Origin of the sequence: Larsenimonas salina (assembly GCF_023736155.1) — a bacterium.
Classification (GTDB): domain Bacteria; phylum Pseudomonadota; class Gammaproteobacteria; order Pseudomonadales; family Halomonadaceae; genus Larsenimonas; species Larsenimonas salina.
In genome coordinates this window covers 890,429-903,230 of the sequence record NZ_JAMLJJ010000001.1, presented here as the reverse complement: position 1 = coordinate 903,230, position 12,802 = coordinate 890,429, and the positions used below count along the sequence as shown (strand labels likewise).

Annotated in this window: 10 protein-coding genes; 5 read left to right on the top strand and 5 right to left on the bottom strand. The window is 61.7% G+C overall.

Features of this window, described 5'->3' with window-relative positions; translation table 11 throughout:
• Positions 1 to 47: 47 nt before the first annotated feature.
• The 5 genes from NAT23_RS04305 (at position 48) to NAT23_RS04285 (ending at position 4,902) form a co-directional block, all read left to right on the top strand.
• Positions 48 to 1,763, top strand: coding sequence for a DEAD/DEAH box helicase (locus NAT23_RS04305; protein WP_251925928.1), 1,716 nt, complete (start codon positions 48 to 50; stop codon positions 1,761 to 1,763).
• A gap of 326 nt (positions 1,764 to 2,089) precedes the next feature.
• Positions 2,090 to 2,806 (top strand): deoxyribonuclease V, encoded by a 717-nt coding sequence (nfi, locus tag NAT23_RS04300; RefSeq protein WP_251925926.1) that lies wholly within the window; start codon positions 2,090 to 2,092, stop codon positions 2,804 to 2,806.
• 36 nt (positions 2,807 to 2,842) lie between these two features.
• The gene (locus NAT23_RS04295) at positions 2,843 to 3,907 is read left to right on the top strand and encodes a lactonase family protein (RefSeq protein WP_251925924.1); all 1,065 of its coding nucleotides are present in this window, start codon (positions 2,843 to 2,845) and stop codon (positions 3,905 to 3,907) included.
• Entirely contained in the window at positions 3,904 to 4,317 is a 414-nt protein-coding gene (locus NAT23_RS04290; protein WP_251925922.1) for a PaaI family thioesterase, read from the top strand. Before NAT23_RS04295 ends, NAT23_RS04290 begins: the two co-directional genes overlap by 4 nt.
• A gap of 33 nt (positions 4,318 to 4,350) precedes the next feature.
• Complete coding sequence (locus tag NAT23_RS04285) at positions 4,351 to 4,902, top strand: hypothetical protein (protein WP_251925920.1); 552 nt, start codon at positions 4,351 to 4,353, stop codon at positions 4,900 to 4,902.
• A 61-nt stretch (positions 4,903 to 4,963) separates the two neighbouring features.
• Here the strand turns inward: NAT23_RS04285 and NAT23_RS04280 are convergent, their stop codons facing one another.
• The 5 genes from NAT23_RS04280 to NAT23_RS04260 form a co-directional block, all read right to left on the bottom strand.
• On the bottom strand, positions 4,964 to 8,236 hold the full coding sequence (locus NAT23_RS04280) for an AAA family ATPase (protein ID WP_251925918.1): 3,273 nt from the start codon (positions 8,234 to 8,236) through the stop codon (positions 4,964 to 4,966).
• Complete coding sequence (locus NAT23_RS04275; protein WP_251925916.1) at positions 8,233 to 9,447, bottom strand: exonuclease SbcCD subunit D C-terminal domain-containing protein; 1,215 nt, start codon at positions 9,445 to 9,447, stop codon at positions 8,233 to 8,235. Before NAT23_RS04275 ends, NAT23_RS04280 begins: the two co-directional genes overlap by 4 nt.
• An 85-nt stretch (positions 9,448 to 9,532) precedes the next feature.
• Entirely contained in the window at positions 9,533 to 10,336 is an 804-nt protein-coding gene (fabI, locus tag NAT23_RS04270; protein ID WP_251925915.1) for an enoyl-ACP reductase FabI, read from the bottom strand.
• A gap of 26 nt (positions 10,337 to 10,362) precedes the next feature.
• On the bottom strand, positions 10,363 to 11,568 hold the full coding sequence (locus NAT23_RS04265) for an acetate/propionate family kinase (RefSeq protein WP_251925913.1): 1,206 nt from the start codon (positions 11,566 to 11,568) through the stop codon (positions 10,363 to 10,365).
• The gene (locus NAT23_RS04260; RefSeq protein WP_251925911.1) at positions 11,565 to 12,536 is read right to left on the bottom strand and encodes a phosphate acetyltransferase; all 972 of its coding nucleotides are present in this window, start codon (positions 12,534 to 12,536) and stop codon (positions 11,565 to 11,567) included. Before NAT23_RS04260 ends, NAT23_RS04265 begins: the two co-directional genes overlap by 4 nt.
• Between the last annotated feature and the right edge of the window lie 266 nt (positions 12,537 to 12,802).

Here is a 12,802-nt window from a genome sequence, read left to right as displayed (position 1 = left end):
ACTAAATTTCTCCGCCGGCCGGATGCGTCGGCTCATTAAGGTGTGACATGACCTCGACTTCCAATGCCTCGCTGACATTCAGCGACATGGCGTTACTGCCTGCCGTTCTCGAAGCCCTCGATTCCATCGGTTACCAACAGCCTTCTCCGATTCAGTCTCAGACCATCCCGTCTGTGCTCGAAGGCCGTGACGTACTGGGACAGGCTCAGACCGGTACAGGCAAAACGGCTGCGTTCGCGCTGCCGATTCTTTCACGCATCGATGTCAATCGACGTGAACCTCAGGTGCTCGTTCTGGCACCGACACGCGAGCTTGCACAGCAAGTTGCCGTCAATTTCTCATTGTACGGCCAGAACATGAAAGGCCTGAAGGTTCAGGCGCTCTGCGGTGGTCAGGACTACCGCGATCAGCTCCGTGGCCTTAAAAACGGTGCTCAGGTTATCGTCGGTACGCCGGGTCGTGTCATCGATCACCTGGATCGTAAGTCATTGAGCCTTGAAGGCCTCAATGCACTGGTACTTGATGAAGCCGACGAAATGCTTCGCATGGGCTTTATCGACGATGTCGAGCGCGTCGTCAAGGACACGCCGAAAGACGCGCAGCGTGTGTTCTTCTCGGCAACGCTTCCTCATGAAATCGAAAAGATCGTCAACCGTTATCTGGTTGATCCGGTCAAGGTTCAGATCGAATCCAAGGCAGCCACGACCACCATCGAACAGCGCGTTTGCCGCATCGATGGTCCGGCAAAGCTTGAAGCGCTGTCGCGTATTCTTGAAGTTGAGCCGGTCGATGCTGCCATCGTCTTTGTCCGTACGCGTGCTGCGTGTACGACACTGGTCGAGCAGCTTCTGAGTCGTGGCGTATCTGCGGCTGCGCTGTCGGGCGATCTGGATCAAAGCCTCCGTGAGCGCACCGTGACTCGCCTCAAGCGAGGCAAGGTCGACATTCTGGTCGCAACTGACGTCGCTGCCCGCGGGCTTGACGTGCCGCGCATCACGCACGTGTTCAACTACGATCTTCCGCACGATAGCGAGTCCTACATTCACCGGATCGGTCGTACCGGCCGGGCCGGACGTGACGGCATCGCCATCAGCTTTGCCGGCGTTCGCGAAAGCCGCAAGGTTCGCGTGCTCGAGCAGGCGACCGGTCAGGCCATCGCGAATATGGAACTGCCCGATGAGTCGGCGATCCGCGCTCACCGCGCCAAGCGATTCAAGACCCGTGTTGAAGCGGCGCTTGATAAAGGCTTCGAGCAACAGCGCGAGCTGGTCGAGTCTCTGATCGCCGAGGGTGTCGATCCGGTCGAGCTGGCCTGCGCCATGGCGTCCATCGCGCGTTCTGACGAATCACCGATTCATGCACTGCCCAAGCAGAGCAAGGAACGTGGCAATGAGCGCCGCGGCCGGGAAGGTGGTCGTGATGAGAAACCGCGTCGTCGTCGCGAAGCGGGTGGCGCCGGTGGTAATCGTCGCCCCGATGAAGGCATGACACGTTATCGTGTGTCGGTCGGTCACAAGGACGGCATCAAGCCCGGTCAGCTCGTTGGTGCACTTGCCAATGAAGGCGGTATCGAAGGCGCACGTATCGGTCGCATCGACATTCGCCAGTCGCACAGCACCGTCGAACTGCCCCAAGGGCTCCCGAGTTCGATTCTGGCCAAAATGGGCCGAGCGCGTGTCGGCGGTCGAACGCTTGAAATCAGCGAAGACAGCGACAAGCCTCAGCGCCGTCGCAACGACCAGGAACGTCAGTACGCGTCCTGATCGCTGAAGGTATGATCGAAACGCCCCGGCATTGTCCGGGGCGTTTTTGTATCTGGCCTTCAAGGCTTGAATCGCCGGTTGCCGGCTTGCACGCTGCGCCGGCTGAATTACGCTTGAAAGTGCGTTTTCGACATGAAGAGCATGCAGGGTCAAAGGCGATCACTGTTCCAATCGCAGGGAAATCTGGCAGGTAGGTTCGGCGCCGTTATCCGGCGATCTTGCGTCAGAAAACGCGCTACTTGAAACGAGGTTTCAAGTGGTTCTTGAAAGGGAGGCTTCGGCCTCCTTTTTGATAGGTTATTACGCGCTTTTGGATGTTCGAACTTATGGCTCATTTTCTGTTACCCAGTACTCCTCTGCATGAATGGGCGCTTGACCCTCAAGACGCTGTCGCGTTGCAAAAGCGTCTGGCGTCTCGGATCAGCCAGACGGACGATTTGCCGGAGACCGTCACGCTGGTGGCGGGCATTGACGTTGGCTTTGAAGAAGGCGGCGACGTCACCCGAGCCGCGATCGTTGTAATGTCTGTCCCCGAGCTTTCGATCGTCGAACACAGGGTTGCGCGCATTCCAACGCAGATGCCATACGTGCCGGGGCTGCTGTCCTTTCGAGAGCTGCCGGCCGTGCTCGAGGCGATCAGCATGCTCGAGCGTACGCCGGATTTGTTCATGGTGGACGGGCAGGGCATCGCTCACCCGCGTCGAATGGGCATTGCCACGCACCTCGGACTCTGGCTTGAGCGGCCGACCATCGGCGTCGGCAAGTCCAGACTGTGTGGGCAGCACGAGGCGGTGCCAGATCACAAGGGCGGCTGGACTGAACTTCACCACCGCGGTGAGTGCATCGGGGCGGTGCTTCGAACGCGTGAGCGCGTCAAGCCGCTTTATATTTCCCCGGGCCATCGCATTTCACTGGAGACCTCGATCGAGTGGGTCATGCGGTGTCTGACGCGCTACAAGCTCCCGGAGCCCACGCGACAGGCCGATAAGCTGGCCTCCCGAAAGCCCGGGGCAACCGTGGCGCTCGAGTCGCACATCCTGTAAAACAGGCGCATGGTTCATGAACGACAGGGAGGACCCATGCCATCGCATTATCTATTAGGTGGTACGTACACGACCGGCGACAGCGAGGGCATCTACTGCTACCCGACCGATGCGGGTGTCACGACACTCGGTGCGCCGTTTCTCATTGAGGCCGATTGCCCGTCATTTCTTGCGCTGAATGCCGAGCGCACCCGGATGTACGCGGTCAACGAAGTCCCCGGTCAAGACGGCAGCATCAGCGCGTTCGAGCTGGATGCAGGCAGTGGGCAGGCTCGTCTTCTTGGTCAGGTCGAGGCCAAGGGCGAGGATCCGTGTCATATCATGCTGACACCGAACGAGCGCTTCGTGGTCGTTTCCAACTATTCAGGCGGCTCGATCGTGGTCTACGCCTTGACGAGCGAAGGGACGCTCGGTGACTGCGTTCAGCACGTGGTCTTCGACGGTGACGGCGCCCGGATCAACGCTGAGCGCCAGACAAGGCCGCATCTGCACTCGTGTGTATTGAACGTGGACGGCGATGCACTGTACGCCTGTGATCTGGGCCGGGATCGGTTGTATCGCTTTGACTTCGACGAGACACGCGAACAGCCGCTCGGGGATCGAACGGAAATGATTGCGCCACCCGGCTGCGGGCCACGTCATCTCAAGTTTCATCCGGGCGGGCGATTTGCGTATCTGGTGGGGGAACTCGACGGCAGTGTCATCGGCTACCGCGTGGAAAACGATCGGCTCATTCAGTGCCAGATCGCATCGCTTGCGCCGAATGACGACACGCTCGAACATGGGGCAGCCGAGCTTCAGTTTTCACCAGACGGGCAGTTCCTGTATGTGTCGAACCGCGGCCAGTTCGATGAATTGATCTGCCTGCAGATCGATGCCGATGGCATGTTGAGCTGGAAGGCCACTACGCCTTCAGGCGGTCAACTGCCCAGACATTTCACGCTTGTGCCCGACGGGTCGGCTGCATTGGTGGGCAACCAGCAAAGCGGCGAGGTCACCCGAATCGAGCTTCATGACGATGGAAGTTTCGGCAACAGCGTATCCATTGGACGAATCGATCAGATCGCCTATCTTCAGGCGTTCGAATCCCGCACCTCATGAATGAGCGCCCGTGGCAGATTGATGATCTGAAAACGCCGTATCTGCGCTTTCTTGGCGTTGACATCGAGCGTTTTGATGTGGATGTGGTGACCCTGTCGATTACGGTGGCCGAGCAGCACTGCAATCTTCAGGGCTTGGCCCATGGTGGCATGCTGGCCTCTCTATTGGATTCGGTCAGTGGTTACAGTGGTCTTATTACCGAAGAAGGACATCAGATGCCGGCCGTGACTCTGTCATTGTCGATTCAGTACATGGCGCCAGCCAGATGCGGTGATACGCTTTACGCGCATGGTCGGGTAACCGGCGGCGGGCGGCGTGTCTTTTTTACGCACGCCGACATTATCGATTCAAACGGCGTTTGCCTTGCAAGCGCAACTGGGGTTTTCCGAAGGCCATCGGTTCGCCGATAAGGCCGTTTAATGCACGCATGAAGGCGCAAGAGAATGAATAAACGAAGCTTGGGTGAGGTGGTGTTCACGGTAGTGCTCTGGATCGTGATCGGTGCACTGGTTCAGTGGCTGATGCAGTCGCACTTTTCCGCGGCGATCGCCGCGCCCTCAGAGGATGCGACGTTGCCGCCGCTGGCAACCTATTGGAACGCGATGGGGCTGGTGGCGCTCTTCTTCGGCGTGTTGGCGTTCTGGGCACGTGACATGATGCGTGAAAATCCGCTGACAAAGTCGCTCAAGGTGGTGGCGTCACGGCTACTGAGCACGACCTTCGATGTTGGTCTCTTTTCACTCGGTGGCGCGCTTTTTGCCGTCTATGGCCCCGGTCAGGCCATGCTGCCGATGTGGCAGTCCGTGTTCATGGGCGTTAATTTTTCGTTGTTCGCCATCATGCTGGTGGTGCTTGGCGTGATCTGGTTCCTGGTCAAGCATTCACGTCTGTCGCTGGTCAACATTACGGCGCTGGAATTCAAGCCACTGCCGCGCGTCGGCATCTATGTTGCCTTGCTGCTGCTCTTGATTCTGACGGCTTGGTGGGCGCTGTAAGCGCACGTTGTCATAAAAAAAGCGCCTGACGGCGCTTTTTTTATGAGCAGTTTTCCATGGCCTAGCGGCGAACGACCCGCACATCGCTGATGCCCCCACCCAATGGCTGAACCTCGATCTGGTGAGGAATACGCTCGATCATATCGCGGACATGCGAGATCACGCCGATCTTCCTGCCTTGCGACTGAAGCGCGTCCAGCGCATCCATCACCAGGTTGAGCGACTGCGCATCGAGACTGCCAAAGCCCTCATCGATGAACAGCGTATTAATGGTCAGTGCGCTGGAGGCCATTGACGAAAGGCCAAGCGCCAGCGCCAGTGATATCAAAAAGCTTTCACCGCCCGACAGCGAATGCACAGAACGCTGCTCATCGGCCATCTCCTGGTCGATCACCAGTAGCCCCAGGTCGCTGCCGCCCCGAACCAGACGGTAACGCCTGGCCAACTGGGTCAAATGCGCGTTGGCCTGCTCGACCAGCCGATCCAGATTATAGCCCTGGGCAATGCGCCGAAATTTCTTGCCGTCGCTCGAGCCGATCGCACTGCCCAGACGCCCCCAGCGTCGATGCTCCGAGCGGGCGGCCTCCAGCTTTTGTTCAAGCGTGCGATAGATCTCACGCCTGCGGTCATCCTCGCGCCGCCGGGCCTGGGTTTCATCGCGTGCGATCAGTGCGCGTTCAAGCTCGGGAGCAAGGGCGGTAAGCGCGGCGTCATCGCGCTCGAGCCGCTCATTGAGTGTCGACGTAAGCGTTGTCTCGGGCAGTGCTCTGAGGGTGTCGTCAAGGTGAGTGTCAAACTGCGCCTGGATGGTCGCCAGCTCGGTTTCTGCACGAAGACGAGCATGGGTGGCCGCTTCGATGCGCTCGGTCAGCACCTCAAGCTCGCCCTCATCGGCCATGAGTAGCTCATTTACCTGCTCTTTTGGTATATCGACGTGGGTCTGGTACCACCTTGCCATCTGGCGCTTAATCTCATCGAGCTGAGTGGCCAGTACACTTGCCTGTTCGAGCTGGTGGCGGCACGCCTGGGTGTCGTGTCTGACGTGTTGCTCGGCGCGATGCATTCTTGCAAGTGCCTCGTCGCGTTCGGCTCTCAGGGTGCTGGTTGTCTGCTCGAGCGCCTGACGCCAGTGGCGCACGCTGTCTTGTCCTTGAAGGATCTCATTTAAGGTGCTTTGCGTCGCATCGCAGGTCAGCTCGAGCTGCGCGTGTTCTCTGGCTCGGATCGAGCGCTGGGCCTCGAGGCCATCGATCTGACTGTCAATAACGGCCGCGCGCGTATCAAGCTCGCCGAGTCGGCGCTCGAGCGGGGCGCGGGCCTGCTCATCGGCAAGAATCGCGTCAAGCTCGGCGTTGGTTTCATGCGTCTGTGTTGCAATCTCGCTTAACCGGTCGCTCAGCCACGTTTCAAGCGCCTTGGGCGTGCTCTGTTCAAAGCGCGCCAGAAACGGTGCGATGTCGGTCTTGGCCTGATCGAGCGCATCGCTTGCCTGCTTGTAGTCCGCTCGCGCCTGATCATGGGCCTGTCGAGCCAGGGTGACCTGAGCGAGCGCGCTGCTTGCCGCGCTCTCGGCCTCATGGGTCGCGTGAGTGGCCTCATCGAGCTGGCGTTGCTCCTCGGCTTCCATCGCCTGAAGCTGGGCGGAGGCGATACGCTTAGGCGGCTCATGGCGGTAGGGGTGATCTTGGCTACCGCAGACGGGGCAAGGTGCGTCGTCTGAAAGCGTGGCGCGAAGCGCCTCGATGGCCGCATCGTCTCTTAGCGCGCGTTGGCGCTGAAGACGAGCCTGACAGTCGGCAAGTTGCTGGCGGGCGAATGTCTGGTGCCGGTCGGCCGCGTTTTTTTCGGTTTCCTGCGCCTCGAGAGCGCTGTATCGAGCGCTGAGTGTCGCTTCGGCCTCGGCGTGTGCGCCTATGGCCGCGTTGACGCGTTTGGCATGTTCGAGGGCGTGAGTCAGTTCGTCGCGGGTTTCGCTGAGCCCGGTCATGCGTGCGTGAAGCGCCTGTCGATGGGCAAGCGGATCATCGATATCACGCGTTTGACGGCGCGCGCGCAGCTCGCTCAGCCGGGCGCGAAGGGTTGCGCGCTCGTGTTCGTTCTCCGAGCGCTCCGCCTTGAGCGTTGACAGCGTTTGGGCATCGTCGGCTTCGGCCTGCATGAGCGAGGCACTGCGCTCGCGGTCATAGGCGAGCTGGCGTTCGAGCTGGTCGGCCCGTTCAAGATGAGGGGCCAGCGAGGCGCAGTGCTGTTCGTGATGGTCCAGCTCACGCTGACGCTGCGCGTGCGTATCCGTGTGTTCATTGAGCGCCTTCTGGGCTGTTCGACGCTCCGACCAGGCGTCGCTGACACGCGTTCTTGCCTGCTCGAGTTCCTTGGCGGTGGATGCGCGCTGGTCAATGATCCGCCTAAGCGGTTCGATCGCATCAAGCTGATGTTTTCGCCGACGACTGTCGTCAAGCGTACGGTCGTGATCGCAGGCCGTAATGTAGCGCGCTCGACTCTCGGTCAAGGCGGTGTGCTCACGCATCAGGGTCTGCCAGCGCTCGCGCTGATGCGTGAGCGTGTGTTGGCGCTCGGTGAGCGCCTGCCAGTGTGTGGCTGCGGCGGTTTCATGCGCGTCGATCTCGGCGCGCTCAATCTCGGAGGCGGGCGGGGCGGAGGCCATGCTCTGTTCGAGCTGCGTCAGCGTTTGCTGCGCCGTGCGCGTGCGGTTGAAGGCCTCGATGGAGATGCGGCTGTAGATGTCGGTGTCGGTCAAGCGCTCCAGCAGTTCGCTGCGCTGATTGTCATCGGCGGTCAGAAACGCGTTGAACTCGGACTGCGCCAGCAGGACCGCTCGGGTGAACTGCTCGAAACCCAGGCCGAGCCGGCTATGGATGGCGGTTTGAAATTCGCGCTTGTGTCGGGTGAGTACCGTGGCGTCGGTTATGCGCATCAGGCTTTGATCGCTGGCCTGAAGGCGCCCGTCGGGTTTGTTGCGCGCACGTCGCACGCTCCAGCGGGCGCGGTAGCGCTCACCGTCGAGCCCCTCGAAGTCGACCTCGGCAAAGCCCTCGGCAGCGCCTCGCCGAAGGAGCGCTCTCGGGTCGTTCAAGGCAAGGGCATCATCGGCCACGTCCGGCGTCCTGGCGCTTTGCTGTGTGGCCTGCTTGAGACGGGGTGTGGTGCCGAAAAGCGCCAGGCACAGGCCGTCGAGCAGAGTGCTCTTGCCGGCCCCGGTTGGCCCCGTAATGGCAAAAAGGCCCGTTTCACCCAGCACGTCGCGGTCGAGTTCGATGCGGTGCGGCCCCTTGAGCGAGGCGAGGTTGTGAACGGTCAGTGTCAGTAGCTTCACAAGGCGGCCTCATCATCGTGGACGGACTGAGCAAGTGCTCTGAAATCGGTCAGCACGTCCTCCTCCGGTGGGGCGCCGTAGGCGCGTTCCCAGTGTGTGGTAAAGAGGGCCTCCGGCGTCAGGTCCTCGAGCCGGGGGGCGGGAGCGATGTCCCTCTGGGCATCGCCGTGATAGCGCGTCTGAATGGCTACCAGCCGATAGGGCTTGCCGGCTAAATGGGTATCGATGTCACCGCGAAGCGCCACGTGCGGTGCGTCAAGCTCGACGTGTACGTCAAGCCAGGGTGGCGGGCCGTCAACGGTGTCGGGCAGGGCGGCAAGCTCGGCCAGCACCTCGGAAAGGCAGGCCGGTCCGATGCGGTGCAAACTGGTGTGATCCGGAATTGGCCGCGACCGGGTCTCGCGTAGCGTGCCCTGGTCGATGTGGCCGATCACGACCTGGCGTGGGTAGTGGCGCTCGGACATGTCGAGGGCGATCGGCGAGCCGCTATAGCGCATCGCCACATTGGCATTGACGCGTTGAGGCTTGTGCAGATGCCCAAGGGCCACGTAGGCAAGAGAGTCAGGGTAAAGCGCCGCGGAAATCGATTCCTCCCCGCCGAGCACGATCGGGCGCTCGGAGTGTTCCGACACCGCCGCCCCTCGAACATGGGCATGGCCCATGGCAATTACGGCCTCGCCCGGCTGGGTCGCCTCTTTGGCGTGATCGAACACGGCCTGGTGCGCGTGCGCCATTCCGGCCTGATAGTCCGAGAGCCCGCGGCCGGTCACATCCGAGGGCCTTAGAAACGGCAGCGCGACGCAGAGCGCTTCACGCTCGCCGTCTGCGTTGGTCAGCGGCACCAGAAGCCGGTTCAGGTCCCCCGGGTCGAGCGAGTGAAGCTGGCCAAGCGCATGCGTGTTGAGCCCGGCGAGCAGTGGCGCGGGGAGTTCGATGCGGGCGGCACTGTCGTGATTGCCCGCGATCATCACGATGTCCATCGAGGGACGCTGCGTGTGGGCGCGCGTGATGAAATCGAACAGCAATCGCTGGGCCTCGATCGAGGGATTGACGACGTCGAAGATGTCGCCGGCAATCAAGAGCGCGTCGATGTCTTCCTCGTCGATGATGCTCAAAAGCCAGTCCAGGAAGGCACGGTGTTCGGCCTGGCGGTCGTGGCCGTGAAAGTTCTGGCCGAGGTGCCAGTCGGCGGTGTGCAAGAAGGTTAGCATGAACGGCGTCCTGAATTCGGCCCGAAAAAAAGCGGGCCCTCATGGTACCCGCCTTGTCGATCATTACGAAGTGGCGTTGGCGCTTTCAGGAGACCAGATGCACACCGCCGTCAACGTAGAGAGCGTCGCCGGTCAGCATGCGTGCGGCGTCGGTGGCCAGATACGCCATGGTCATGCCGACGTCATCGACATCGGCCATCTCCCGGCTCGGCGAGCGGTTAGAGGCTTCCTGAAGCAGGCTGTCGAAGTGCGACAGCCCCGAGGCCGCCCGGGTCGGCATTGGCCCCGGTGAAAGTGCGTGTACCCGAATGCCCTTGGGGCCGAGTTCGGCAGCCATGGAGCGCGTGGCCGCCTCGAGCGCAGCCTTGACCGGCCCCATCACGTGATAGCCTTCGACCACCTGCTGGCTGCCATGGTAGGTCATGGTAAACAGCGACCCGCCGTCATGCATCAGGGGTTCGGCGCGCTTGCAAAGCGCGATGAACGAGTAGCATGACAGCGCCATGGCGTCGAGAAAGCCCGCTTCCGAGCAGTCGACCAGCCGACCGCGCAAATCATTGAGCGGGGCATAGGCGACCGAATGTACGACGAAATCGAGCTGTCCCCAGCTCGCTTCCAGAGTTTCGAACACATGATCAAGCTGGCCGTCGATGCGCAGGTCGAGTGGCAGCAGGTGCTCGGCTTCGACCTCCTCGGCAAGCGGCGCGACATGGGGCCTGGCCTTTTCGTTGAGGTAGGTGATGGCAAGGCGCGCGCCGAGCGCGTGACAGGCGCGGGCACAGCCCCAGGCAATGGAATGGTCGTTGGCAATGCCTACGATCAATCCGCGCTTGCCCTCAAGCGTCATGGCGCCGGAAAGCTCCTTGAACGAACGGGCGTTGATGGTCATGGCGGCGGCCTCCTTGGTGGCGGATGTCAGGCGTAGTTGTGTGATGTCAGAAGCGTTCGGGTGTGTCGGGCGATCATCCAGGCCTCATCGGTTGCCATCACCCGGATTTCTGCGCGGCTTGTTCTTTGATGAATGCACTCGGCGTGCGCGGCGTTGGGGGTGTCGTCGAGCGCGAGGCCGAGCCACTCGAGATGAGCGACCACCGCCTTGCGCACATACGCACTGTGTTCACCAATGCCTGCGGTGAACACGAGCCCATCGAGCCCGCCGAGCGTGGTGGCCATTTCGGCCACGCCCTGAGCGATGCGCCAGGCGAAGTGCGCAAGCGCCGCTCGGGCATGCTCGTCGGTGGCCGCGAGTGATTCCAGCTCGCTGACCTCGGCGTGGCCTCCGGAGAGCGCCTTGAGCCCGCAGTCGTGGTAGAGCAGGTGCTCGATCGCCTCCGGGCTCATGCGCTTTTCACGCATCAGATAGAGCACGATGCCGGCGTCGAGCCGGCCCGGGCGCGTGCCCATCGGCAGGCCATCAAGCGCGGTAAAGCCCATGGTGGTATCGACACTTTGACCATTTTGAAGCGCGCACAGCGAGGCGCCGGCGCCGAGATGCGCGACCACCACCCGGCCGCTGGCAAGGGCGGGGGCGCGGGTTTTGAGCGTGCGGGCGATGTAGTCGTAGGAGAGCCCGTGAAAGCCATAGCGGTGCACGCCCTCGTCGTCGAGCCAGGCCGGAATCGGCAGGCGCCGGACCTGTGCGCTCTGGCCATGATGAAACGCGGTGTCGAAACACGCGACCTGCAGAAGCTCCGGTCGACGCCGCGCAATCGAGCGCATCGGGGCCAGATTGGCCCCTTGATGCAGTGGCGCCAGTGGCGTCAGACGGGCAAGACGCTCGATCACCGCATCGGTCACGACCGTGGGCTGGTTAAAGGCGTCGCCGCCATGAACCACCCGATGGCCGACAGCGTGGATGTGCCCGCGGATAAGCGGAGTCAGTTCCCGAGCCAGAAGCGTCTGGGCGTCCTCGGGATTTTGACTCTGGGCGACGGGCGGGAGGGCATCGAGTAGAGGCGTGCCGTCTCGGTCCGTGATCACGAGGCGAGGGTGGGCCGAGCCGATGCCGGTGAATGCTCCCTTGATGCAAAGGCCAAGCTCCGGGTCCTCGGCATCAAAGCCTGCGACCTTGAGGCTCGAAGATCCTGCGTTGAGCGTCAGTATCAACGAGTCGGCGATCATGTAAGCCCTCCCGGTAACGCGCGTGTTTGGAGATGATGCGCGTAGAGGCTTGCCGCGGCGCAGGAGGCCAGGCGCGTCTTGTGGCTGTCGGCGCGGCTGGTGAGAATAATGGGTACGCGTGCACCAAGCACGAGGCCGGCGGCGTCGGCCCCGGCAAGGAAGGTCAGGTTCTTGGCCAGCATATTGCCGGCTTCCAGATCCGGGGCGACCAGAATCTGCGCGCGGCCGGCGACCGGGGAATCAAGGTGCTTGAGGCGAGCGGCGTCAGCATTGATCGCGTTATCCAGCGCCAGTGGACCATCGAGCAGGCCACCCTCGATCTGGTGACGCTCGGCCATCTTGCACAGTGCGGCGGCGTCCAGCGTACTCGGAATCTTCGGGGTGACGGTTTCGACCGCGGACAGCAGCGCCACACGCGGTGTCCCAAGCGACAGGCCGAGGTGCAGATCGATGGCGTTTTGTACGATGTCGGCGCGGGTGAGCAGGTCCGGGGCAATGTTGATCGCGGCATCGGTGATGAACAGGGGCTCGGGGTAACTGGGCACGTCCATCAAAAAGACATGGCTGAGCCTGCGCTCGGTTCTCAAATGCGCCGTAGGTGCAAGCACGGCGTGCATCAACTCATCGGTATGAAGGCTGCCTTTCATCAAAAGCTGTGCCTGGCCCTCACTGACAAGCGCGACGGCTCGCTCTGCCGCGGCGTGACTGTGCGCTACATCGATGCAATCGATGTGTTCAAGCGATACGTCTAGTGCCCGCGCGGTGTCACAAAGCTTGGCCATCGGCCCGATTAGAATCGGCTCGATCAATCCATGCCGGGCAGCGTCGAGCACGCCGGACAGCGACGCCGTATCGCAGGGATGGGCTACCGCGCATCGAAGCGGCGCCCGTGCTTGCGCAGCGTCGATCAGGCGCTGATAGTGAGCGTGGGGGGCACGGCGAGTGGCGAAGGGCAAACCATCGGACATCGGTGGGTCTCCTTTGAACGGGGAAACACGGTTGGGCAGATTTGTTGCCAGCGCGCTTGCTCATGGGGCCAAGCGATGTCTTGACCTGGTGGCGTTGCATGGTGCACCGCAATATTAGAGTAGATTGAAACTTGTAACGCGTGGGGTGCCCAGTGTCGAGCAGTGTCACATGCGCGCCGATCCATAACGCAGATCAACAAAAAATTACGCAAAAGCGGCGCTCTTTCAGGAACCGGCAGTGTCACTGCGCGTCAGTATCGAACATC

Bases quoted from the DNA above. Each gene is read 5' to 3' on its own strand.
- NAT23_RS04305 (WP_251925928.1), top strand. From the start codon at position 48: ATGACCTCGACTTCCAATGCCTCGCTGACATTCAGCGACATGGCGTTA.
- nfi (WP_251925926.1), top strand. From the start codon at position 2,090: ATGGCTCATTTTCTGTTACCCAGTACTCCTCTGCATGAATGGGCGCTT.
- NAT23_RS04295 (WP_251925924.1), top strand. From the start codon at position 2,843: ATGCCATCGCATTATCTATTAGGTGGTACGTACACGACCGGCGACAGC.
- NAT23_RS04290 (WP_251925922.1), top strand. From the start codon at position 3,904: ATGAATGAGCGCCCGTGGCAGATTGATGATCTGAAAACGCCGTATCTG.
- NAT23_RS04285 (WP_251925920.1), top strand. From the start codon at position 4,351: ATGAATAAACGAAGCTTGGGTGAGGTGGTGTTCACGGTAGTGCTCTGG.
- NAT23_RS04275 (WP_251925916.1), bottom strand. From the start codon at position 9,447: ATGCTAACCTTCTTGCACACCGCCGACTGGCACCTCGGCCAGAACTTT.
- fabI (WP_251925915.1), bottom strand. From the start codon at position 10,336: ATGACCATCAACGCCCGTTCGTTCAAGGAGCTTTCCGGCGCCATGACG.
- NAT23_RS04265 (WP_251925913.1), bottom strand. From the start codon at position 11,568: ATGATCGCCGACTCGTTGATACTGACGCTCAACGCAGGATCTTCGAGC.
- NAT23_RS04260 (WP_251925911.1), bottom strand. From the start codon at position 12,536: ATGTCCGATGGTTTGCCCTTCGCCACTCGCCGTGCCCCCCACGCTCAC.